The 25,445-nt window shown below is 40.4% G+C and carries 12 protein-coding genes; 10 read left to right on the top strand and 2 right to left on the bottom strand.

Annotated features, from left to right (window positions below; translation table 11 throughout):
* Positions 1 to 3: 3 nt before the first annotated feature.
* The 10 genes from GFH32_RS12465 to GFH32_RS12420 all read left to right on the top strand — a co-directional run bounded on the left by GFH32_RS12465 (position 4) and on the right by GFH32_RS12420 (position 20,194).
* Complete coding sequence (locus GFH32_RS12465) at positions 4 to 1,470, top strand: RagB/SusD family nutrient uptake outer membrane protein (protein ID WP_153511912.1); 1,467 nt, start codon at positions 4 to 6, stop codon at positions 1,468 to 1,470.
* A 5-nt stretch (positions 1,471 to 1,475) separates the two neighbouring features.
* Positions 1,476 to 3,068: an arylsulfatase gene (locus GFH32_RS12460; RefSeq protein ID WP_153511911.1), complete on the top strand. Its 1,593-nt coding sequence runs from the start codon at positions 1,476 to 1,478 to the stop codon at positions 3,066 to 3,068.
* A gap of 13 nt (positions 3,069 to 3,081) precedes the next feature.
* On the top strand, positions 3,082 to 4,707 hold the full coding sequence (locus tag GFH32_RS12455) for an arylsulfatase (RefSeq protein ID WP_153511910.1): 1,626 nt from the start codon (positions 3,082 to 3,084) through the stop codon (positions 4,705 to 4,707).
* Positions 4,708 to 4,769: 62 nt separating this feature from the next.
* The gene (locus GFH32_RS12450; RefSeq protein ID WP_153511909.1) at positions 4,770 to 5,630 is read left to right on the top strand and encodes a hypothetical protein; all 861 of its coding nucleotides are present in this window, start codon (positions 4,770 to 4,772) and stop codon (positions 5,628 to 5,630) included.
* 73 nt (positions 5,631 to 5,703) lie between these two features.
* Positions 5,704 to 6,582, top strand: coding sequence for a DUF808 domain-containing protein (locus tag GFH32_RS12445; protein ID WP_153511908.1), 879 nt, complete (start codon positions 5,704 to 5,706; stop codon positions 6,580 to 6,582).
* Between the two features lie 204 nt (positions 6,583 to 6,786).
* Entirely contained in the window at positions 6,787 to 10,362 is a 3,576-nt protein-coding gene (locus GFH32_RS12440) for an alginate lyase family protein (protein WP_153511907.1), read from the top strand.
* A 143-nt stretch (positions 10,363 to 10,505) separates the two neighbouring features.
* A complete protein-coding gene (locus GFH32_RS12435) occupies positions 10,506 to 13,634 on the top strand; it encodes a SusC/RagA family TonB-linked outer membrane protein (RefSeq protein ID WP_202111200.1) in 3,129 nt (1,042 codons plus the stop codon).
* 11 nt (positions 13,635 to 13,645) lie between these two features.
* Positions 13,646 to 15,304, top strand: a complete 1,659-nt coding sequence (locus GFH32_RS12430) for a RagB/SusD family nutrient uptake outer membrane protein (protein ID WP_228384129.1) — start codon at positions 13,646 to 13,648, stop codon at positions 15,302 to 15,304.
* A 1-nt stretch (position 15,305) separates the two neighbouring features.
* A complete protein-coding gene (locus tag GFH32_RS12425) occupies positions 15,306 to 15,845 on the top strand; it encodes a hypothetical protein (protein WP_202111199.1) in 540 nt (179 codons plus the stop codon).
* A gap of 128 nt (positions 15,846 to 15,973) precedes the next feature.
* Complete coding sequence (locus tag GFH32_RS12420) at positions 15,974 to 20,194, top strand: hybrid sensor histidine kinase/response regulator transcription factor (RefSeq protein WP_160366810.1); 4,221 nt, start codon at positions 15,974 to 15,976, stop codon at positions 20,192 to 20,194.
* Between the two features lie 206 nt (positions 20,195 to 20,400).
* Here the strand turns inward: GFH32_RS12420 and GFH32_RS12415 are convergent, their stop codons facing one another.
* The gene (locus GFH32_RS12415; protein ID WP_153511905.1) at positions 20,401 to 22,014 is read right to left on the bottom strand and encodes a SusD/RagB family nutrient-binding outer membrane lipoprotein; all 1,614 of its coding nucleotides are present in this window, start codon (positions 22,012 to 22,014) and stop codon (positions 20,401 to 20,403) included.
* Between the two features lie 18 nt (positions 22,015 to 22,032).
* A complete protein-coding gene (locus GFH32_RS12410) occupies positions 22,033 to 25,083 on the bottom strand; it encodes a SusC/RagA family TonB-linked outer membrane protein (RefSeq protein ID WP_153511904.1) in 3,051 nt (1,016 codons plus the stop codon).
* Positions 25,084 to 25,445 lie beyond the last annotated feature (362 nt).

The following is a 25,445-nucleotide window of genomic DNA, read 5'->3' as shown; positions in this document are numbered from 1 at the left end:
AACATGAAAAAAAGATATCTATCCATATTCATTATTATTGCTCTTTTCACAGGCTCTTGCTCGAAATTAAATGAAGAACCTACTGCTATATTGGTTAATGAGCAATTCTACCTCGATGAAGCGCAAGCAATCGCAGGACTGACAGGAACTTACAGAAAGCTTTACGAATCGGGACAATCCTTATACAATGGATTATTTCAAATTGGCGTTGAAATGGCAACGGATGATTACGAAGCGGGCCCGAGGGCTCGAAATGCTCACGTTCGTGCGATTAGCAATCTAACACACGATCCATCGAATGATCGGATGGAGCAATTATGGAAGCAGAGTTATGATGCAATTAATGCATCAAATTTGAATATCCTAGCCATCGAGAAAATAGCTGCGGCTAAGATTGATGCTAACATTCAAAAGCGATTGATTTTAGAAGCGAAGTTCCTTCGCGCACTTCACTATTTTAATTTGGTTCGTTGGTTTGGTGGAGTACCGCTACAGTTGGTTCCTATTAATAGTTTGAGCAAAGATGAGCTTTACGTTTCCAAGTCATCGGAAGAGCAAGTTTACGCGCAAATTATTAAAGATTTACTGGAAGCAGAGGCCTTACCAAACTATAAGACTTATGCGGATAAGGATAAGGGCAGAGCGACTTCTGGGGCTGCGAAAAGTTTATTAGCTAAAGTGTATTTAACGCAAAAAGATTACGCCAACGCACGTGCAAAAGCGGATGAAGTTATAACACAAGAAGGTTATAGCTTATTTGAAGAATTCGCTGATGTTTTTGATGTGGAGAAAAAGAATGGTAAAGAGCATATTTTCTCAGCGCAGTTTAAAGGCAATTCTGGTTATCAAGGGAACTCCCTTGCCGGCCGATCGGCACCTGCTGATATACCAGGTATCAATGGAGATTATGCGGATGCTTTACATGTGCAGGGCGGTTTGTATGCATCCTATGAAAATGCAGATACACGCCTTCCTGTGACCTTTACCTTAGGTAAAATTTCGCCAGTCGACGGAAAATTCTATAACCTCTCAACACCGCAATTCAACAAGTATTACGATGAGTCTGTCGTTGGAAATCAAAGCCAATCTTCTAAGAATACGCCGATTATACGTTATGCGGAGGTTCTATTAATTTTTGCAGAAGCAGAGAATGAAATCGCAGGGCCAAGTGTTGCGGCGCAAAATGCCTTAAATACGGTTCGCAAAAGAGCAAATGCCACTTTACTGACAGGGAATCTTTCGAAAGAGTCATTCCGCGATGCAGTATTTGAGGAGAGACGAAAGGAACTTGTTTATGAATATCAACGCTGGTTTGACTTAGTCCGCAGAGGCGCAGATTACTACATCGCGAAGCTAAAGGCCGCTGGAAAGTCGAATGCTGCCGCTCGTCACTTACACTTTCCTACGCCTCAGCGTGAGTTGAATTTGAACCCCAATTTGAAACAGCATCCAGACTGGATTAATCATTAATCAATATGAAAAGAAAAAGTATTACTATAAATGCCCTCTTGCTCTTACTGTCACTTTCAGTATTTGCTCAAGAAAAGAGACCGAATATCGTCCTTATTCTAGTCGATGATTTAGGGTTTTCAGATATAGCACCTTATGGCGGAGACGAGTTGCAAACCAAGCATATCAATCAGCTCGCCAAAGAAGGGACTAAGTTTCAGGAGTTTTATAATAACTCCATTTGTGCGCCAACTCGTGCTTCCTTATTGACGGGACAATATTCGCACAAAGCAGGAATAGGCTATTTCAATGTGAACTTAGGTTTGCCTGCCTACCAAGGATTTTTAAATAAAGAGTCACTTACTCTGGCGGAGGTTTTGAAAAACTCAGGCTATTCAACGATCATTTCTGGAAAGTGGCATGTGGGTGACGATTTCGATCAATGGCCCGCTCAACGTGGTTTTGAACGATCTTTCAACTTTGTTGGAGGAGCATCCAATTTCTATGAGATCAATAACCCGGACAGTGCAACGGTAAGCTTGTATAAAAATAATGAACCCTTCTATTTAACGAAGGATAAATATTTAACAGATGAAATTACAGAACAGGCTATTGGATTCTTAAAAGAACAGCAGAAAGATAATAAACCATTCTTTTTATACCTAGCGTATAATGCTCCACACTGGCCGCTTCAAGTGCCGGAGGAAGAAACGCAGAAATATAAAGACGCATATTCATTAGGCTGGGATAGCTTGCGTATAAAACGTTTTGAGCAAGCGCAAGCGAAAGGTGTTTTTCCAAAAGGGCAGGCCATCACGCAACGCGATAGCAGTATACAGGCCTGGAATAGATTGACTTATGATGAGCAACAATATTGGAAGAGACGCCAGCAGGTTTTTGCTGGAATGATTGATCGTGTAGATCAAAATATTGGTCGCATTCAGAAAACACTGAAGGAGTTAAAAAAGGATAAAAACACCATTATTATTTTCTTATCGGACAATGGGGCACAGGGGGGCGAAAGGAATCGAATTTACACATCACGAACAAGTGGTACTGTAGGTTCGGCAGGTTCTTACGATGTACAAAATAGTAATTGGTCGCAAACAGGAAATTCACCGCTTCGCAGCTATAAGGATAATCCTTATGAGGGTGGTATTTCTGCTCCATTTATCGTATGGTACCCTAAAGAAGTCAAGGCAAATCGCATTAAGCGCGGAACGGGTCATTTAATTGATATTGCGCCAACGCTGTATGATTTCGCAGAGGCGAAGTATCCGACATCCTTCGCAGAGGTAGAGACAAATCAACTGCCCGGTAAAAGTTTAAGATCCCTGTTAAACTCAGATCAAGTTCAAGTCGAACGCGACAAACCTTTATGTTGGGAGCGCGCAGGTAACCGTGCGGTGCGGTATGGACAATGGAAGTTGGTTTCCATTTTTCGCAAAGGGAACGTTTGGGAACTTTATAACATCGATGAAGATCGTGCTGAAAACATTGATTTAGCTTCAAAACACCCGGAAATTGTGAAGGAGTTGGCTGGTTATTATGGCGATTGGGCAAAGGAGAATGCAGTGATCGACTACCGCAAGATTCAACAACAACGTATCATTCGTTAAAGAAGGAAAACACATGAAAAAGATATTAATATACCTAATTACCGCTGCGAGTATTCATTTTGTGAAAGCACAAGAACAGCGACCTAATATAATCTTGATTTTAGCAGATGACCTGGGTTATTCTGATCTCGGGGCATACGGGTCAGAAATTGAAACCCCTAATCTGGATCGTCTAGCGAAGGAAGGGCTTAGACTCCGGGAGTTTTACAACAATTCAATCTGTGCTCCTACGAGAGCTTCATTATTGACAGGGCAGTACCAGCACAAGGCCGGCGTTGGCTACTTTTCAAACGACCTAGGTCTACCTGCTTATCAAGGATATTTAAATAAGGAATCTTTAACGATTGCCGAAGTACTGAAGGAAAGTGGATATATCACGCTGACTTCTGGAAAGTGGCATGTTTCCGGGAATGGACAAAGTTATCCCTGGCAAAGGGGATTTGACTACGTTTACCCTAGGGACGATAAGAATGCGAATTCAGGAGCACCTGGTTTAAAGACAGCAAAAACTGACGCTGAAGGGTATCCTACGCAAGAGACCTTTTCAACGAACCTTATTACGCGGAATGCAATTGGGTTCTTGGACAGTATTAAGAGCAAGAAGGATCCATTCTTTTTATATCTAGCACACACGGCTCCACACTGGCCGTTAGTCGCTCCAAAGGAAGATATCGCACGTTTTAAAGGGAGATATGACAAGGGCTGGACTGCAATTCGTGAAGAGCGATTAAAAAAACAAAAGGAAATCGGTGTTATACCGGCTGATTTAATCCCGTCAACCGTAGATGCTGATCAATATGCTTGGGATAAGCTTTCGTTTGATCAACGTGCGCTATGGGCAAAAAAGATGGAGGTATTCGCTGCAATGGTATATCGTCTTGATCAGAGTATCGGCGAGTTGTTAACTCACTTAGAGAAAAATGGACAGCTGGATAATACGTTGATTGTTTTTCTTTCCGATAATGGCGCGCCTGCTGAAGATTTAGTAAAGTGGCATCATGGCGCTTCTAAAAACTACGGATCCGTTGGTACGGTTGGATCCTATGAATCACAGAGTAAAAACTGGTCGTACGCTAGTAACACCCCTTTTAAAGCCTTTAAAGACTATACTTACGAAGGGGGAATTAACAGTCCATTTATTGCTTGGTTTCCAAAACAAATTCAACAAGGAGGTATTAAACAAGGTACTGGCCATATTATAGATTTAGCGCCAACTTTCTATGAGTTAGCTAAGGCAACTTACCCTGCATCTTTTAAGGATACGAAAACGAATGCCTTAGCTGGTAAAAGTTTATTGCCTTTGCTGACCAGCAATGATCAGCACGTGGATCGGGAAGAGGGGCTATTTTGGGAAAGGGCAGGAAATAGAGCTGCTCGAATAGGTAAATGGAAGCTGGTATCCACTTGGCCATCTTATAAGTGGGAGCTGTATAATCTAGAAGCGGACCCAACGGAAACAAAGGATGTTGCTGCGCATAATCATCAAGTTGTTTCACAGCTGTCGCAGGCTTATTTTAAATGGGCCAAGCAAAATTCAGTTGTTGATTTTGCAGAATTAGAGGATAAAGAGCCTGCTATGATGAAGGAATTTCGTAAAAGTAAAATACAAGAAATTGAAGCGCCAGCCTTTCGCTTCTAAGCATCGAAACAAATAAACAACTAATGCAGATAATCCCTATCTTAAGCTTTTATTTTAACAATATGCTTAGAGGGATTTTTTGCAATTTTATTTTCGCTATACTTTGCACACAGGTAAATGCGCAACAAGTTGTTCCATTTAAGTTAAATGGGGCGAATAATATATTGGTAACCGGCGTTTTAAATGAGAAAGATACATTAGCATTGATGTTTCAAATTGCTATGAATGAAGCATCGCTTTCTCCGGATCGAGGTACTAAAGCTCAAGACTTGATATTTGATCATTCTGTATTTCCGGAGGGAGTCAGTGTGAATAATCGGATTCAAATTGGGGAAATTCATTTAGACAGTATGATCGTTTTTAATAATGAACATACAGGGCCAACGGCAGAAGGTAAAATTGGATTGGATTTATTTCAGGGACAAGTTTTTGAAATAGATTATGATCAACAGCTTTTGAAAACACATTTAGAACTCCCTGATACTTCTACATATCAAGCTATCCCATTAAACGTACGAAATGGACAGTTATTTCTGACTTTAGATTTGCAGATCAATCATGTCAATATGCAAGATCAATTTCTGCTGCAATCGGGTTACGCCGGAGGCTTGCTTTTTTCAAATCGTTTTGCTGATGAGCATCAGATGGACAAGAATATTGAAGTCTATGCGGAGAAGAAATTGATGAATAGTGCAGGACAGACTATGATAACCAAACAAGGAATCCTTTCGGAATTTCATCTAAATGATATATCAATGGTTAATATGTCGGCGGGCGTTTTTATTGGCGAGATAAAAATGCAGCGTGTTGGATATTTTGGTGCAGACTTATTACGCCGTTTTAATTGGATTTTTTCTCAAGATCGTCGAACTGCATATATCAAGAAAAGCAAATATTTTGACGCGCCGGCCTACAGGATTTAATTGCTGATGATATTTTTCATCTTATTTTTCTTAAATAGTTTTATTTTAGAGACGTAAAAGACAAAACAGAACTATGGCATCAGGGATATTTGCGGTATTGGACGATATTGCGGCATTAATGGACGACGTGGCGGTAGCCAGCAAATTAGCAACAAGTAAGACAGCGGGTATATTAGGAGACGATTTAGCGGTAAACGCTGAAAAAGCAACAGGTTTTCTAGCGAGTCGAGAAATACCGGTATTATGGGCAATTACGAAAGGTTCATTTGTCAATAAGCTTATTATTGTGCCCATTGCGTTACTCCTTAACGCATTTTTTCCGATTGCGATTAAATACATATTGATTTTAGGTGGTTTCTATCTTGCATTTGAAGGCGTAGAAAAGATTATTCATTACTTCTTTCATCGTGAAAAGGAAGGGCGTGAAGTTATTCAAAAAGATATAGATCAGGGGGAGATTGCAGAGAATGCAAAGATTAAATCGGCTATTACTACCGATTTTATTTTGTCTGTCGAGATCGTGATTATCGCTCTAGGTACGGTTCTGGATCAATCTTTACCGGTTCAGATATTAACGGTTTCAGTCGTTGCCATATTAGCGACAGTTGGCGTATATGGTATTGTTGCTTTGATTGTACGTATGGATGACATGGGCTATTCTTTAATCAAAAAAACAAACGATAAGGGTATTGCTGCTAAGATTGGACATCTGCTAGTGAAATTATTGCCAATTATAATTAAATCACTAGGTGTGATAGGAACGATAGCTTTGCTTATGGTTTCGGGTGATATCTTCGTTCATAATATTGATTACTTACATCATATTCTACCTTCTGTTCCTGTGATTATAAAAAACTTTGCGGCAGCAATTGTAGGTGGTTTATTAGCACTTGCGCTGGTATCAATTGGGAAAAGCTTGTTCGGGAAGAAAAAAACAACAGCAGCACATTAAAATTAAACGTTCGTTCCTAATTGAATAGGAAGTTTATATCGTATTTAGAGCCGTTCATTCGAACGGCTCTTTTTTTAAATAAAATCTGTATTTCTCGCCATTCAGGCAATATTGAACAAATAATCCCCCTCTTTAATCAATATCAACACCCCTTATAGTTAATTTCCTAGCATCTTCGGACAACTGATTTAGAACCGTTATATTATGCTGAGAAAAATTTATCACACGATTTTCCTACTTCTTGGACTATCCTTCATTGGGAGTTTACAGGCTCAGACTAGCCAACGACTGATTAATGATTGGGAGTTTTTAAGATCTGATCTTGGTGGCATTTGGGAAGGGATTCGCCCCGTTCCGAATGGAGCTCCAGAATCGGTTCCTATTTGGTCCAAAGTGCAGCTCCCTCATACTTATAATGCTAGCGATGCGGTAAATCCTCATGAGAATTATTATCAGGGTCCGGCTTGGTATCGTACGCAACTTTATTTAGAAAATCCTTATGCAGACGGACGTATGCTATTACATTTCGAGGGATCTGGACAGAAAACAAAAGTTTATGTCTTTGATCAATTGGTCCAGGAGCATGTCGGTGGCTATGACGAATGGTATGCAGATATTACTGATGCGGTTGCTAAGTTTAAAGCATCGCCTGACGCTAAGCGATTTAAAGGAAAAGTGCCCGTTTTAATAAGAACAGATAATAGTAGAGATCTAGAAATGATTCCTTCGGATTTGTCTGATTTTACACTATTTGGAGGACTTTATCGTTACGTTAACTTAGTTTATACTCCAAAACTTTCTGTACAACATGTATTTTCTGATATTGCTCTTCAGCCCAATTTAAAAGGGGCTACGGTAGCTTTAAAGGGCAGACTCTTTAATCCGGCTAAGCTAACGGAAGCCACACTGCAAACGAAAATATATGATCCTCGTGGGAAGCAAATTTTAATCAAGCAACAAACGATTTCTATTGCTGCAGATGGTAATTTTAGTTTGGCATCTTTCCAAGTTGCTAAACCTATGTTATGGAGTCCTGATCAACCGAATCTTTATCGTGTTGAGCTTGCTGCAATTGCAGGCAAAGATACGGCAGTATTGAAGCAACAGATTGGTTTTCGATCTTTCGAGTTTGTAGCATCTGGCCCGTTTAAACTCAATGGTGAGCGCTTATTATTACGAGGAACACACCGGCATGAGGATCATGCTGCCGTTGGGCAAGCAATGACTGAAGCGCAGATTTGGGATGAGATGCGCCTGATGAAAGACATGGGGGTTAACTTTATCCGTCTTGGGCATTACCAGCAATCTAGAATCGTATTAGAAGCATGTGACCAATTAGGAATATTAGTATGGGAAGAGATTCCTTGGTGTAGAGGAGGCTTAGGAGGCCCGGTTTACAAAGAGCAAGCTCGTCGCATGTTGACAAACATGATTGAACAACATTATAATCACCCTTCCATTATTATTTGGGGATTGGGGAATGAAAACGACTGGCCTGGCGATTTTAATGAATTTGACCAACAAAAGATACGCGCATTTATGAGCGAATTACATCAGCTTTCTCATAAGCTTGATGATTCAAGAAAGACGGCAATTCGTCGTTGTGATTTCTGTAAGGATATTGTTGACGTTTATTCTCCATCGATTTGGGCGGGTTGGTACCGCGGTGTCTATACCGATTATAAGACTGCAAGTAAGACAGAATTCGATCGTGTAAACCATTTTTTACATGTCGAGTGGGGGGGAGATAGTCATGCTCGTCGCCATTCGGAAACGCCAGACGAAGGTTTATCCGAAGTGATGCGTAGTACTTCCGCCGATGAGCGTGCAGGTGATGCTTCCTTATTTGGTGGTCCAGCACGAGTATCGAAAGATGGTGATTGGAGCGAAAGTTATATTGTCAATTTGATCGATTGGCATCTAAAAGAACAAGAAACAATGCCTTGGTTGACTGGTACCGCATATTGGCCATTTAAAGATTTTACAACGCCAGTACGTCCAGAAAACCCAGTGCCTTATATGAATCAAAAGGGCGTAGTTGAACGTAATCTAAATAAAAAGGAATCATTTTATGTATTCCAATCCTACTGGACAGAAGAACCAATGGTACGTATTTACGGACATAGCTGGCCAACGCGTTGGGGAGAAGAAGGGCAGGAACGTATGGTAAAAGTATATTCTAATGTCGAGGAGGTTGAGTTATTCCACAATGGAATTAGCCTTGGAAAGAAAAAACGCAATTCCCAAGACTTCCCTGCAGCCGGACTGCGCTGGATGGTGAAGTTTAAAAAAGGTGAGAATAATTTTAAGGCGATTGCTAAAAAAGGGAAATTACAGATTGAAGATCAGATAACCCAACACTATCAAACAGAGAAGTGGGGTAAGTCTGCGAGTATCAGCTTAGCAGCCATAGAGACTAAAGGAGATACTGTTTTGCTTGAGGCGAAGTTCCTAGATGCAAAGGGAATTCCTGTTCTTGATAGTCGAGAGTATTTAGAGTTTGCTTCTGCGGGTGATGGCTTTTTAATTATTGATCAAGGAACATCTGACGGGAGTAGTCGTTTACAAGCTTATAACGGACGTGCCTTAATTCGATTTGTACGTACGGGGAAAAACGGAGTCGTATCCGTTAAAGGGGATCAAATAGGATCGACAGTATTGCCCATTGAAGGGAATACAGTTAACGTGAAGGATCAAGTTATTGAACGCTTGAAAACACAGGTTATACAAGATGCGGAAAAAGCTCTAAAAGCGCCAATTAAGACGATCAGCTCTATTACAAGCGAACGTAGTTTAGGGACAAAGAATGACTTTTATTCTGAAGGCGATTATTGGTGGCCAAATCCTGCGAATCCAGACGGTCCCTATATCCGTAAGGATGGAATGAGCAACCCGGAAAACTTTGTAGCGCATCGGGAATTATTGATGGGCTTTGGAGATATCGTTAGCGACTTAGTTTCTGGTTGGTTATTAACAAAAGACCATCGCTATGCAAAGCAAGCAATTGCACACGCAAAAGCATGGTTCATGGATAAAAACACGCATATGAATCCTTCAATGAACTATGCGCAAGCAATTAAAGGGGTAGCATCCGGACGGGGTATTGGATTGATTGATGGTATTCACTTGATTGAAGTTGCCCGTTCGATGGAGCATTTGAAAACTGCTGGAGAGTTGAATGCAACGGAGCAGCAGGCTATCAACGAATGGTTTGCGTCTTATTTGCAATGGATGAACACACATCCATATGGTCTTGAGGAGAAAGCCACAAAGAATAATCATGCCTCGTGCTGGTTATTACAGGCAGCAGCATTTGCGCGTTATACAGAAAATCAGGCTATCCTCGATTCATGTGTACACCGCTTCCAAGAAGTAATCCTTCCAAATCAAATGGCTGACAATGGCAGTTTTCCGTTAGAATTGGCGCGAACAAAACCCTACGGATATTCACTTTTTAACTTAGATATCTTTGCTGGAATAACGCGTATACTTCAAAAGCATAGTCCAAATATCGCAAGATTGACCGCGGATGGGAAGAACTTAGAAAAAGGGATTGACTTCATGTATCCGTATATAGTTGATAAAGCAAAGTGGTCATATCCCCAAGATGTTATGTATTGGGACAATTGGCCTATTGCACATTCTTTCTTGCTTTTCGGAGCGCAGGATTATCAACGAGAAGACTTATTGGCAGCTTGGATGAAACTGCCTTTAAACTATAGTGAATTGGAAGTTCGTCGAAATTCACCGATGCGACATCCCTTGCTGTGGATTCTTTAAATAGTTTGAAAAGAATGCTGTAAAAAGCAATTTCTACCCCTAATAGAGCAATTTCTACCCCATACAATTTTAACCAATTAAGACATTTGTCTTACTCGAGTCTACTCGAGAAACTTATTTTACCAAATTAAAACCTATCAGTTATGATGAGATCATGCATCCACCTCAGTAGGAGCTGCTGTATCATAATTGGACTTATTTTTATTGTTCAATTATCATATGCGCAAACTCTGCGAACTATTCAAGGCATCGTACGTCTGCAAGACGGAACGCCTGCCGCCAATGTCAGCGTATCTATTAAAAACAGCCAACAAGGTACTTCAACGAATGAAGCAGGGGAGTTTCGATTGCAAGTTGCCAATGGAGCTATTTTACAATTCCGATTATTAGGTTATCAAACACAAGAACTTACGATTGGAACTCAATCTAATCTTCAAGTAACGCTAGTCGAAAACCAAGAAAATCTTGACGAGGTTGTTGTCGTAGGTTATGGTACCCAAAAGAAAGTAAATCTAAGTGGTGCCGTGAGCCAGGTAGCTGGTGAAGAACTTGTAGACCGCCCTAATGTAAACTTAACTTCCGCTTTGCAAGGTGTACTACCTGGCGTCTCGATTACGCGCAGTAGTGGAAATCCTGGGGATGAGGGAAGTGGTATTCGGGTTCGTGGCTTCAGTTCAGTCAATAGCATGTCTGCCTTGGTGTTGGTCGATGGGATAGAGATGGATTTAAACTTAATCAATCCTGACGACGTAGAATCTATATCGGTATTAAAAGATGCTTCTGCATCTGCAATATATGGTGCTAGAGCTGCGGGAGGTGTTGTTTTAGTGACAACCAAGAAAGGGAAAGCTGGAAAACCGACAATTAACTACAATAACTATTACGGTATCAATATCGCTGCGCGTCGTCCAGAGCGCTTAAACTCATGGGACGAGCAGGTTTTAATTGATGAGGCTAGATCTAATGCGACGGGGAACCCTGAATTCACAGAAGAACAGCTAGAATGGTTAAAAAACCCGAATTTCTGGTACAGACCGAATCCTACACAAGATCGTTGGGAGTATTTTGGAAACAATAACTGGATAAAGGAGGGAATGAACAAGTATAGCGATATGCATAATCACAATCTTTCTTTAAGTGGTGGTGGTGAGAAGGTGACATATAATGTCTCCGGAGGATATTATAACAGAAATGGCGTATTACGGTATGGACCAGATGATAACTCGCGCTACACTATCCGGACGAACTTATCAGCAGAAGTAAATAAGTATGTTCAGCTGGATATCGCAGCTAATTATGTAGGATCTGAAATTAATCAAAATGCCTACGGTACGCAGCAGATCATTAACCGTATGTATCGAAGCAGAACACGTCAGAGTCTATATACACCAGCCGAAGATATCACAGGGCAGCCTTTCAATGGAGACTTGCAAATCAATCCGATTGATATTCAACAAAACGGTGGCCTTTACAGACGCTTATACGAATCTTTTACTGGTCGTGCGAACCTAAAGATTAAGAATATTGTAGACGGCTTAAATATCGATATTTCGGCTTCTCGAAATCAAGACTATTACAATATGCAACGTGATCGTCGTACAATCGTATGGTATGGAAGAACAACAAACACGATTCGTTCGAAAGTAAATGATCCAAATTCAACCGATCGCGCAAAGAATAGAGGATATCTAAATAATCTACAAGCGGTTGCATCCTATAATTTCAAAGTTGCTGAAGATCATAACTTCACGATTCTAGGAGGTACATCATTTGAAGAATATCGCAAAGACGAATTGGTAGCTGGAGCGCAATCATTAATTACCAATGACTTCTATAGTTTGAATTATGGTAATCCAGCAACGAAGACAAATGGAGATGATATTCAAACATGGGCAATTGGCTCATACTTTGGAAGATTGAACTACAACTTTAAAGAACGCTATCTATTTGAAGCATCGTTTAGATATGATGGTAGTTCGAGGTTGGCACCAGAGAATCGTTGGGAAATGTTTCCTTCATTTTCTGCAGCATGGAGACTAGATCAGGAAGCCTTTATGAAAGATCAAACGGTTTTCGATTTATTAAAAGTTCGTGCTTCTTGGGGACAATTGGGTAATGGTGCATCTTTAGGACTGTACGACTATATACCGCTATTGTCAAGTGGACTTCGCGAAAGCGCAAGTGATAACCCGTATTTGGTGTTCAACGATGTTCGCGAACAATACTTGTTTCAAAAGCAATTGGCTTCACCACAAAAGACCTGGGAGGTTGTTCAGCAAAGTAATATTGGACTTGACTTCGCTGTCTTGAAAAATCGCCTTGCCTTTACTGGCGACTACTACGTAAAGCGTAACAAAAATATGTTGGCTGCGTTGAATCTGCCTTCCATCATCGGGATTGACGTGCCGTACTTCAACGTTGGTGAACTGAAAAGTTGGGGATGGGAGTTTGATGTAAAATGGAAAGATAAAATCAATCAATTTAGGTATTCTGTAGGATTTAACTTATCTGATAATCAAAATGAACTCGTTCGTTTTGATGGTAGAAATATCGTAAATGAAGGTGTTGTAGACCTTCTTGAAGGTTATCCGATGAACACCGTATGGGGATATAAAACCGATGGTTATTTCCAATCCAAAGAAGAATACGAACAGTATAAGCAGCAGGTCAACACACCGTTTTTTCCAAACAATGCTGGGGCTGGTGACGTGAAGTATTTAGATGAGAACGGTGATGGCGTTATTTCGGCAGGAGAGGGTACACCAAACAATCCTGGCGATCTTGTTAATTACGGAACATCCAATGGTCGTTATTTCTACGGCTTCAATATGGGCTTCCAGTACAAAGGATTCGACTTCAGCGCGATGTTTCAAGGTGTTGCTAAACGTTCTTTTGTTATTGCAACAGAAACCTTATCGCCTATGCTTGGAACCGCAGACTTACCTTGGACGATCCATTTAGATCATTGGTCTCCAGAGAATTCTAATGCAACATTTCCTCGAATGTATCAGACAAGCTCGCATAATTATAGACCGTCCGATAAATGGATTCAAAATGGAGCTTACTTACGCTTAAAGAATGTTCAGCTTGGCTATACACTGCCAATCAAATCAGAAGCAATCCGGAAGTTGAGAGTATTCTTCTCGGGACAAGATCTTTGGGAATCCACCAAGGTGATGGAAGTATTCGACCCTGAAGTTCCAAATAATGTTGGGGCGACAACTTACCCTTTTTTCCGTACCGTTTCATTTGGTCTTAACATGACCCTTTAATACCTAGTCATATGAAAGCATTAAAAACTATATTCACCAATATCGCTATAGTGGCAGCCTTAAGTATGACGGCCAGCTGTAGCTTAGACCGCTTCCCAGAAACGACATTCTCAGATCAAGAATTCTGGAATACAGAATCTGACCTAAGATTTGCTGCCAATAGATTATACCAACAGCTAGATGGTTTCGAATTGGATAATCGTGGCGACGATAATGTCAACCAAACTGTAAACTTGACTAGTAACGGCGCATGGAGTATTCCTAGTACAAGCGCAAATTGGTCAGACCCCTATAAAATGATATTCACGGCCAATAATATCTTAATCAAAGGAGAGAAGGCAAGCTTAAGTGAAGACATTAAGAATAGATATTTTGCAGAAGCCAAGTTCTTCAGAGCTTATGCGTACTTTCAGTTGATACAGCGCTATGGTGATGTACCTTTTCTAACGAAAACATTGGACTTTAATTCACCAGAGTTGAATATGCCTAGAACGCCTAAGGCGGAAATTGCAAAGCAGCTTTATGAGGATTTAGATTATGCGAAGGATTGGTTACCAACAATGAAATCTATTCCTGCTGCCGATTATGGACGTGTTAGCAAAAGCACCGCACAAGCTTTAAAAGGACGAATCGGTTTATTCCTAGGAACATATGCTAAATATCACGGTGGATCTGATGCGCAGACGCATTTACAGCAAGCAGTCGACGGTTCTAGCTATGTAATGCAACAAGGGCATCAGCTATTGGCGGACTACTCGAAGCTTTTTAATCAAGAGGGAGAGGGACCGTCCAATTCAGAAAATATCTTTGTGAAGATCTATGGAGTTGATGCTTCCAATGTTATTCTGGCCCATAACTATTCTCGAGATCTTGAAAATGGTCGCGTTGCTATGACACGTAATTTTATCCGTCAATATCTTTATGCGGATGGATTACCAGCATATAATGAACGCAACGAATTGAAAGCTAAAAGATCTTCTTTCTATGTGGCTGAAGGTGCAGAAGCCAGCTATAATGAAGTTTTAGACAATAGGGATCCGCGCTTAGGCTTGACTGTATTTCGTGCTGGAGAACAGGCCTATAAAGGAACATGGACACCTACAACGACATTAGGATCTCGTACGGCATATGCAACTAAGAAAGGATTTAATATCCCCGATTGGCAAACGTCTGGTTCTGGTACAACAGATAAAATATTAATTCGATATGCGGAAGTTTTATTGAATTATGCGGAAGCGCAATTTGAGCTCAATGGATCAATTTCCGACGATGATTTGAATAAGTCAATTAACTTATTACGAGCGCGTGTAGGAATGAATGTTTCACTGTCGAACGCTTTCGTTACAACAAATCAATTAAGTATGTTGGAAGAAATACGTCGTGAAAGAAATGTGGAGTTGGCTTTCGAAGGTTTCCGTTATCCAGATATTATCCGTTGGAAGTTAGCAGAACATGCTTTAACGCAAACTCTACTTGGTGCAAAATACAATGCAACAGACTGGGTAGGGGCGGATATCAAAAACTTAAATCTAAATGCCGATCAAATTCTGATCGTTGAAGATAAAAGTACGCGTCGTTTTGACCCATCGAAAGATTATTTATATCCTGTACCCTTGAATGAGATTTCGTTAAGTGGTGGTGCAGTTGTTCAAAACCCTAACTGGAAATAATATGAAAACGAATTTAGATAAAATAAGAAGTAATACCGTTCGAGTTTTAGTGCTTTTGATGACGATTACTACGCTGTTTTCTTGTAAAGAAGATCGTGATGTGATGGCCGGTTTGCCAGAATATGAACATCATTATTATATTGTTTATGTTCCAAATAACAACTCTGCCGTAACAGTAAAGCGTTCCCAAACTGCGTTATTGGAATTACCCGTTCAATTCTATTCAGAATTTGAAAGAAGCTACGATGCCGTTGCCAATTATATTGTAAGTGTAGATGGCATCAATAGCCCGGCGGAGATTGGAAAAGACTTCGAGGTAGTAGATGCTTCGGGGAATAAGTTGAATCCTATCGCTGGGAAATACGAATTGATTTTCCCTAAGGCGAAGAAAGATCAAGCAAAGATCTATATCAAATTATTGAACAATTCGGCTGCAACTGGCAGGCGTACAGTAGCAATCAATTTGCAAGATAATGTTCAGGAGCAATTCCGTGTAGATATATTTTCAACAGCTTTTAAGAGGACAATCAACATCGACTAAACTGTTCTTTAGCGAATAGCTATTTACCAACCCAATTTATTGGGTTGGTATTATTTGTTTATAAGGACTACATTGATTTGAATAATTCCTCGAAAATGTCTATTATGTAGATGCCAAATAAGCCAAGTATGAGAAGGATCCTGTGTGCCATGCTGTTTTCTTGTTTTCTAATTTCAATGCATTTTGTTAACGCACAATCGCAGCAGGCTCGTTTTTTTCATTTATCAACGAAAGATGGTTTATCGCAAAGCACAATCTTTTCTATTCTGCAAGATCATCAAGACTTCATTTGGATTGGCACTCGAGATGGATTAAACCGTTACGACGCTAGTAAGTTTCGAATTTATCGAACCGCACTATCAGACACAAGTTCCCTAACAGATAGCTATATCACTATGCTTTTCGAAGACTCAAAAAAGAGGCTATGGGTCGGAACAGCTTTAGGGCTTAACTTATATCATCGAGATACCGATGACTTTCAACGAATTCCGATTAATGATAAGTCAGCAACCCAGCCGCTTATTTATGGAATAACTGAGGATAAGCAAGGAAATATATGGATTAGTAGCAATCAGGGTTTATTTCGAATACTAGGAAATGCCGATTCCTTTGATATACAATTGGCATTTAATGGCAGGAATATCAGTAATCAATCTTTTCCAAACAACGCCGGTAATATTCAACATGTTTATCAGGATGCGAAAAGCCGATTATGGGTAAGTACCAATGGTGGCCTTTATGTATTTTCTGCAGGAGGCAAAACAGGTTTGAATAAGTTGCTATATAGTTTTCAAGAGAAAGCAAACCAGTTAAATCAAGAAGAAGTACGCTTTGTTTATGAAATGAAACCTGGGCTGTTTTGGATTGGAACAAAGGAAGGTGGGATAAACGTCTTTGATGAGTCTAAAAAATCCTTCAGCTATTTGACCACCAAAAGCAGTCTGCCGACAGGCTCGTCGATTAGTAGTAACGATGTTCGCAGTCTTATCAAAGACAAGCAAGGAGGCTATTGGATCGGAACAATAAATGGTCTAAATTATTATGAAGAGGGGAAAGGCTTTGTTCATTACCTGAAGAAAGAAACAGATATCAATTCACTATCCGATAATTCAATACGTCCAGTTTTTCAAGATCGAAGAGGTTCCATTTGGATAGGTACCTATTATGGAGGAGTTTGTGTTTTTGATAGGCACTTACCTGTTTTTCAGCATTATAGTAAGGATGGTCGTATAGCAAGCCTATCCTATAATGTCGTTAGTAGTATTGCCCAAGACTCGAAAGGGGGCTTTTGGGTAGGTACTGAGGGAGGAGGATTAGATTATTTAGACCAATCTAAGAAGGTGCAGAAGCATTTTAAGCATATTCAACATCAGGCCTCGTCGCTTTCAAACAATCATGTAAAGAACATTTTTATAGACAGTAAGTCGAACGTTTGGATAGGAACCTATACTGGAGGAATTAACCTGCTGAGATCAGATGGACAAGGCTTCGATCATATCAAAAATGATCCAAGCGATCCAAGTTCTTTATCTAGCAATAATGTCTATAGCATTAATGAAGATAAAGGGGGCAATCTTTGGATTGGTACTTATGGCGGAGGGTTAAATCTAAAGAAAGCGGGTACAAAGGGATACTTTGAACAATATATACCTGGGAAGAAGGCTCCATATGCCTTGTCTTCTGATATGGTACGCAAGGTATTTATAGACTCCCGACAAAATATTTGGGTGGGTACGGAGAATGGATTAAATGTAAGATGGGCGGGGAATGAACATTTCGATGTCTTCTTCCCTAAGACAGATGATCTAAATTCCATCAGCGGATCCATCATTCTGAGCATTTTCGAAGATAGTAAACGTCGTTTATGGATTGGAACATCGAAAGAAGGGTTGAATGAATTTGATTACAAAACAAAGACGTTTAAACGATATACCCAGAAAGATGGATTGCCGGGAAATAATATTGTTGGGATCCTCGAGGATGCAAATAAGCTATGGATCAGTACGAATAATGGTATTTGTTCCTTTAGCCCTGAACGAAAAGTGTTTACTTCCTTCAATACAAAAGATGGTTTATTGGGCAATGAATTTTCAATAGGTGCTGCCTATAAGAGTCAAGAAGGGGAGATGCTATTCGGTGGAACCCATGGTATTACTTCCTTTCAGCCAAATCAAATTGCTAGCAGTTCCTATCAACCGAAGGTCGTTTTTACAGATCTTCGTATCCATAACCAACCGGTTGAACCCATGCCTGGAGGGATTTTGACTCATCAACTCGTTGTAAATCCGAACTTGCAATTACCTTACAATAAAAACACTTTCAGCATTTATTTCGCGACTTTAAATTATGTCACTCCCGAGAAGAATAAGTATGCTTATAAACTCGAAGGTTTAGAAGAGGAGTGGAATTATGTATCTATTCCGACAGCGACCTATACGAACCTTTCACCCGGTAAATATACGCTGTTAATTAAAGGAGCTAGTAATGATGCGATATGGTCAGAAGAGGTCAATAGACTAGAGTTAACGATTTTACCACCCTTTTGGCTTACTTGGTGGGCGATAACCATTTACGTGTTATTTGGAATCGCTGTATTTTATATGATTATAAGCTTTATCAAATCAAAGAGCGAATTGAAATATCAATTGGAACTCATGAATCTAGCGACTAGTCATGAACGAAAAGTCGCCGAGATGAAGGCCAACTTCTTTACCAAAGTCTCGCATGAACTTCGGACGCCATTGATGTTAATTTTAAGTCCACTGCAGCAATTGTTGACCAATAATACAGAGCAGGAAACTCATAAACAGACCCTGCAGCTGATGAAGAAAAATGCGCAGCGGTTACTACAGTTGGTTAATGAGTTGCTTGATGTTCGAAAAAATGAATTGGGTTTATTAAAACTACAAGTATCGTCAAACGACCTGTATGCTGCGATAACCGATGTACTCGAATCCTTTAAAACCGACTTTCTAAATAAGCATATTGCCATAAAAATCGAACGAGACGAGCACCTTCCTTCGGTTTGGGTTGATCCTATACAATTCGAAAAAGTATGTTTCAATGTTATTTCAAATGCTTTGAGATTTAGTCCCGAGCAAGCGGAAATAAAAGTCGAGATCAGGAAGCACGAGGCAACGCAAAAATATAATAAGGGCTTTCTACAGCTCTGTATTACAGACTATGGCCCCGGTATTCCAGCACAAGAATTGGAGACTGTTTTTGAACTCTTTTATCAAGGTGACCAGAATTTATCGAGTAAAAAATATAGTAGTGGTATTGGACTCTCTCTCGCAAAAGATATTATGGAGCTTCATCATGGAGATATCTTTGTTAAAAGCCAAAATGAAAAAGAGGGGAAACCATCATTTACCACTTTCATTATTCGAATACCAATAGGCAATGATCATTTCCGTTTGGAAGAAATCACGCAGGAGAAGGTTGATGAGAAGTCAAGCAATTTCGAAACATCGAGTGCAATACCTCTACTGTTCAATACACCTGTCGAAGGAGCAGAAAAAAATATGCCTTCTCAAGTAGATGCTAAGGAAAGGAAATTGGTCTTATTGGTGGATGATAATGAAGAGATTCTACAGTTTTTGTATCAACAACTTCAAAAGAACTATCAAGTGATTCTTGCGCGTGATGGCGAGGAAGCTTGGGAATTAACCTCAGAGCAATTACCTGATATCGTGATTTCCGATGTGATGATGCCCAAAATTGACGGCGTCAGTTTAGCCAAAATGATGAAAGCAAATGCGGCAACTTCGCATATACCTGTTATTCTACTAACGGCACTTTCCTCAACAGAGGACATTAAATCCGGGATGTATGCAGGTTCAGATGATTATTTAACGAAACCCGTTAATATCGAGATCTTAGCCCTAAAGATTCAGAATATACTTTATACACAACACAGTTTCCGAAAACATTTCATTCGCGAATACTTGCTGAAGGATAGTCCAACAGATAACAAACAAGAACATGAGGAGATGAGCTTTCTTGCTCAGCTCGTCCAGTTTATTGAGGAACATCTCGCTGAAGAGGAACTTAATGTTATGCAGCTGACCACACACTTTGGAATGAGTCGACCTGTATTATATCGGAAGGTGAAACAATTAACGGGCTTAAGTATTATTGAGCTAATCAATGCAATTCGTTTGCGGACTGCCGCTAAGCTATTAGGTAGTGGGCAACTTACTATTAGTGAAGTTGCATATGCGGTTGGATTCTCTGATCCTAAATGGTTTAGTAAAACTTTTAAAGCCTTCTATGGCGTTACACCGACTCAATTCATAAACTTAGATGTTGAAGAGAAAGTGAAGATAATTAGTGTTAGCAAGTTTTAAACTATTGTTCGAAATCTGCTTCTTTCATGTTATTAGCATGCTTAATATAGATTATATAAACAAAAAAAGAATGCCTCTGTGATCCAGAGGCATTCTTCTTGTCGTTCGCACAGCTGTTAGTGAAATCTAACTTTCCTAGCTGTTTATGTTCTTCAATCTTATACTTTAAATCAGACAAATCGAAGACCTAACATTTCCTTGTTTAACTAGAGTTTTTTATTCTCTACATCCCACCATAAACGTGTTCCGCCGTTATCCGGACCACCTAACATCTTTACAGCTTCATTAACCGCTTGGCTATTGCTGTTGTATTCACGTTCAGGATAAGGCATTCTGCGAATTCCAGGATTGGTAGGGATGGTTCCTCCGCTATAGTTTACGACTACAGGGAATAAAATCGGATACCCAGATCTGCGATATTCTGCCCAAGCTTCGTCTCCATCAGGAAACATAGCAATCCATTTTTGGGTGATGATGCGTTCCAATTTTCTGTCTTTGCTATCTGCTTCATTCCATGCGATAGTCACCGTACTCAAGTATGGAGAATTAGCTAAAACATCATTTGCACCTGCTTTGGTAGATTTTGGATCAAGGTATGGGATTGCTTTTTTCGTAGCATTCGTTTTATAACTTCCCGCTTGTAAGCCAAACATACCAAATGAGCTTTCAATACCACTTTCATAATTAGCCTTTGCATTGCCTGCATTCGACCAACCTCGAAGTGCGGCCTCTGCTTTTAAGAACCATGCCTCTGCAGCAATCATCAACTGCATTTTATTCTGCATGGGTAGGGGCTTTGAGTAGTTGTCATACCGGCTCTTTGCGTCGATATCAATACCTGCACGAATTCCTTTGAATTTACCTTTCACAGCGGCATCTGTCGCAGGAGCGAATAATTTCGCAAGACGGGGATCTTCATAGCCTAATAAGAAACTCTCCATCTCCGCACTCATCCGGGTATCCGACCAAGTGGTCGCAATGATATTCAGCGGATGATCAGTGCTTAGGGCAATAAAACAATTGTCCGCATTGGTTTCCATCAATCCACCACTACTTGGATTCAATGCTTTTTCACCCTCTGTTTTTGCTAAAGCTGCATCTTTGTAAGCAATACGCAATGCTAGACGTAGACGTAGTGTGTTAGCAAATTTTAACCAATGATTGTAATTGTCTGTCGTATAGGCTAAATCTGATTTCAGCATCGCTGCTGATACGGGCTTACCCTTTAAAGAGCTCAGAATCGTAGTTGCCGAATCGAGATCTTTAAAAAACTGTTTATATGCATCCTCTTGTGTATCATAACCAATTTGATCGGAAGCATCAGGAGTATTGTATTTTGAATAGATAATAGGTCCCACTTTATCAGCGGTTCTATGCATTGCGGAAACTTTAAGGATTTTCGAAAACGCAAAAATATCTTGAAGTTCTTGATCTGTTCTTGTCAAGATCTCAGCTCGATAGACTGGATTCATGCCTCGAATATATCGATCCACCCAAAGGGAAGAATACCAACCCGGAACCAGTGCATAAGTCAGGTTATTGGCATTACCGACAAACGGATTCTGTGCCGCCAAGTAACCTCCATAGGCGTCACTAGACAGATTTACCGCCACCTGGTATTCACCAACATTCTCAGGTATGATGGCTCGTTGTGCTTGCGCTAGGAAGGAAGCGACGAGCGCAAAATCTCCCATTGCTTCTTCATCCGTTACGCCGGCCGGATTTGTATTTAATTCTACAAAATCTTTCGTACAACTGCTGCTGAAAACAGTGCCCGCAAGTAGTAGAGCGCCTATTGTTTTATGAATATGTTTTTTCATGTTGCTTGCTTAAGAAAATTAAAAGGTGAATTTTAAATTTAAACCATAACTACGCGTTGCTGGGAGCGCGAAGGCATCATATCCTTGACCTCCAGCACCAGTTGTTGTGTTTAACTCCGGATCGTATGGCGCATCGTTCATAAAGAAGAAAAGGTTTCTTCCAGTTAAGGATACAGATGCAGCTTTAACAGCTTTCGATTGAATGGGAAGTTTATAGCTTAATGAAATTTCACGCATACGGATATTTGTCGCCCCGTACACTTGCCCTTCAATGATGCCATCACGATTTCCAACGGCCGTATAATAGGCTTGTGCTGGAAGTAGTCCTTGCCATGGCGTTCCGTCTGTTTTCACAGCAGGTATATCCACCCCACCGCGATCACGTGCTAGTGCACTTTCCTCACTGACGCCAAACGAATTTAAGTAACCATCCGTGACACTGATAACTTGTCCGCCAAAGCGAGCATCAACCGAAAAGCTTAGTCCAAAATCACCATAGCTAAAGCTATTATTCCAACCTACAATAGATTTAGGGTTGTTGTTACCGATATATCCTTCGGGACCAACCTGTGGACGACCATTATCATCGACAACCATGACACCATTATCATCACGTAAGAATGTTCTTGCCCAGAAATCTCCGAATGAACCATTCAGACGTAGTACGTTGAAGTTGCCACCAATGCTGTAGCGCTCTCCCAAATTAGGAGCAAGTTCTAAAATCTTATTGCGATTGGCAGTGAAATTTAGATTGGTATTCCAGTTAAATTTTTCGCCTTTGATTGCATCAACACCCAAAGCAACTTCAATCCCTTTGTTCTGAATATTACCAGCATTTAAAAAGACGGTCGTGTAAATCTGCCCCACAGGACCTTGGTATGCAAAGTATTGATCTGTCGTATTGGTTTTATACAAGGCAACGTCTAAGTTTACACGATTATCCCAAAAGCGACCTTCATAGCCGATTTCATAACTTTTTGAAATCTCTGGACGTAAAGGTAAGCCTTGGTATGGCCCTGAAACATTAGAAGTCAGTACGCCCGTATTTAGTGTGTTCACAGGAATTGTACTGTAGACACCAACGTCATTACCAACCTCTGCCATCGTCAGGCGTAATTTACTATAAGAGATAAAGTCAGGAAGTTTAATCAAGTCAGAAATAATTGCTGATAGACCAACTGAATAGTAGAAGTAACCTTTTTTCTCTTGTGGTGTATTTGCTAAAGTAGAAGACCAGTCATTTCGCGCTGTTAAATCTAAAAACAACTTGTCTTTATACCCTAAGTTGGTCGATGCGAAAACTGATTGTAGTTGTCTGCGACTTATCGTCTCATTAAAGCTATTCATCGGTGCGTCGCGATAAATATTGCTTAAGATAAATTTATTAGCAACTGCTAGCTTCTTTTGATCGATACTCCATCCTGAAGAGCGAGCATCGTTGATCGATGTACCCGCAGTGAAATTCAAATCCCAATCTTCCGCGAATGTCTTGTTACCAATTAATAGGAAATCGGCATAAATGGCTGTATTTTCAGACTCATCACGTATCATTCTACCATTATCGGCTAGCTTTCCTTCGATGGTTTCTCCGGACAAAACACCTTGGGTTCCGGCATAAACTTGTCTTTCGAAGGCATCCCAACGTTTATTTATTGTACCGCGAGCACTTGCCGATAACCAACCGGTGATCGTATATCGTAATTGCGCTTGCCCAATAATATTATCACGGTCTTGATTTGTTGGATTCCTGTGTAAAACCCAATAAGGGTTTTGCGAGTGGTGCGTACCTGAAAGTCCCGCGTCAGCATTTACATTCCACCAATCTTGTAGGTATAAGTTTCTTGTTGGTGAGCGATACTCGTACGTTTTGTATTTGTCAAAATCTAATCCGCGTGGAAATAAATACATACCCGCGATTGGGCTAAAGTAAAGTCCTGATGTTGGTCTATTATGTATATCTTGTTTTGAATACATCAAACTTCCGTCGAAATGAAGCTTCTCATCGAAGAAATTCGTTGAGTTACGAAAAGTTAGGGAATGCTGATTGAATTTATTTGTTGGAATGATTCCGCTATTTGTGGTGTTACCGTATGAAAAATAGTTCTGCATTTTGTTTGTTCCGCCACTTAGCGATACGGTATTGATCAGTGTCGTACCCGTATTGTAAAAGTCGTTTACCGGATCTTTGAAAGAACCTTTTTCACCCCAGCTTTCCTCACTGCCATCGGTTGTTTGCCCATAGCGATATTGTAGCTTCGGAAGGTAAAACGCTTGATCTGCCGTGATGCTCGAGGATACGTCGATCTTTAGGTTTCCTTCGGCTCCCTTTTTAGTCGTGATCATAATCGCTCCGTTTGCACCTTGGCTACCATAAAGTGCAGAAGCGGAAGCTCCTTTCAACACGTTGATACTAGCGATGTCATCGGCGTTCAATGAACTTAAGACGTCACCACGGTCAGTTCCTCCACCGAAAGCGCCTTCGGATCCTGATCCTCCTGTATTGGTAATTGGAAGTCCATCAATAACATATAGCGGCTGGTTATTTCGGTTTGATTTAAAACCGCGGAGTACAATGTTAACCGATCCGCCAATACCCGACGAGCTTCGATTAATCTGCATACCCGATACTTTACCAGTCAGGTTGTTCATCGGATTGGCATCTTTAACTTTTGTAAGCTCGTCGCCTTTGACAACTTGAGTCGAATAGGATAGACTCTTTGCTTTCCGTTCGATACCCATAGCGGTCACTACGACGTCTTCAATTCGCTCCGTCTGTGCAACAAGTTCCAATGTCAAATCGTTGTCGGTTACTGAAAGGGGACGGCTGAGCTGATTAAATCCAACCACGCTCACGCTGAGTCGCTTTGCGTCAGCGGGCATTTGAATAGAAAACACACCGCTACTATCTGTCTTTCCTGCGGTTTTTCCGGGGAGAATTCGAACTGTAGCTCCAGAAATTGGTGTCTTTGATTGTTGATCAATGACCTTTCCGGTTAGTGTTTTTTGCTGGGCATAGCCCATTTGTATGGCTAAAAGCCATATCATTAGGTGGGTTAATGTTTTTTGCATAAGTTAAGTTCAAAAAGTTCCAAAATGAATTGTAACGGGAATGATACGTATGCATACAAAACGGAGCTTCGAAGGAATTATTTTGCAAAAACTTGGGGAAAATGGACTGAAAAACTCGGAAAACAAAAGCGGGTTTGGCTAAATGTTTATCTATCAAACGATTGTGGATTCAAAAAATTGTAAAAAAAAACAGATTTTTGTAATAAATATTTTACAATTTCCGAAAATGATGAGAATTTTGGAAAGAAATGGAAGTCTTACAAGCGCAAGTAACGGTTCTACTCTGCCCGTTAAATCGCATTAGAGTTTAATGCTGTTGTTGACTTGAAAAATGGTAAAGTCTAGCTGCCTAATTGAGTGTC

This window comes from Sphingobacteruim zhuxiongii (genome assembly GCF_009557615.1).
In the GTDB taxonomy this organism is placed as follows: domain Bacteria; phylum Bacteroidota; class Bacteroidia; order Sphingobacteriales; family Sphingobacteriaceae; genus Sphingobacterium; species Sphingobacterium zhuxiongii.
Note: the sequence above shows the minus strand (reverse complement) of the source record. Positions and strands in the feature narration are given on the sequence as shown.

Bases quoted from the DNA above. Each gene is read 5' to 3' on its own strand.
- GFH32_RS12430 (WP_228384129.1), top strand. From the start codon at position 13,646: ATGAAAGCATTAAAAACTATATTCACCAATATCGCTATAGTGGCAGCC.
- GFH32_RS12455 (WP_153511910.1), top strand. From the start codon at position 3,082: ATGAAAAAGATATTAATATACCTAATTACCGCTGCGAGTATTCATTTT.
- GFH32_RS12445 (WP_153511908.1), top strand. From the start codon at position 5,704: ATGGCATCAGGGATATTTGCGGTATTGGACGATATTGCGGCATTAATG.
- GFH32_RS12450 (WP_153511909.1), top strand. From the start codon at position 4,770: ATGCTTAGAGGGATTTTTTGCAATTTTATTTTCGCTATACTTTGCACA.
- GFH32_RS12440 (WP_153511907.1), top strand. From the start codon at position 6,787: ATGCTGAGAAAAATTTATCACACGATTTTCCTACTTCTTGGACTATCC.
- GFH32_RS12465 (WP_153511912.1), top strand. From the start codon at position 4: ATGAAAAAAAGATATCTATCCATATTCATTATTATTGCTCTTTTCACA.
- GFH32_RS12410 (WP_153511904.1), bottom strand. From the start codon at position 25,083: ATGCAAAAAACATTAACCCACCTAATGATATGGCTTTTAGCCATACAA.
- GFH32_RS12420 (WP_160366810.1), top strand. From the start codon at position 15,974: ATGAGAAGGATCCTGTGTGCCATGCTGTTTTCTTGTTTTCTAATTTCA.
- GFH32_RS12425 (WP_202111199.1), top strand. From the start codon at position 15,306: ATGAAAACGAATTTAGATAAAATAAGAAGTAATACCGTTCGAGTTTTA.
- GFH32_RS12435 (WP_202111200.1), top strand. From the start codon at position 10,506: ATGATGAGATCATGCATCCACCTCAGTAGGAGCTGCTGTATCATAATT.
- GFH32_RS12460 (WP_153511911.1), top strand. From the start codon at position 1,476: ATGAAAAGAAAAAGTATTACTATAAATGCCCTCTTGCTCTTACTGTCA.
- GFH32_RS12415 (WP_153511905.1), bottom strand. From the start codon at position 22,014: ATGAAAAAACATATTCATAAAACAATAGGCGCTCTACTACTTGCGGGC.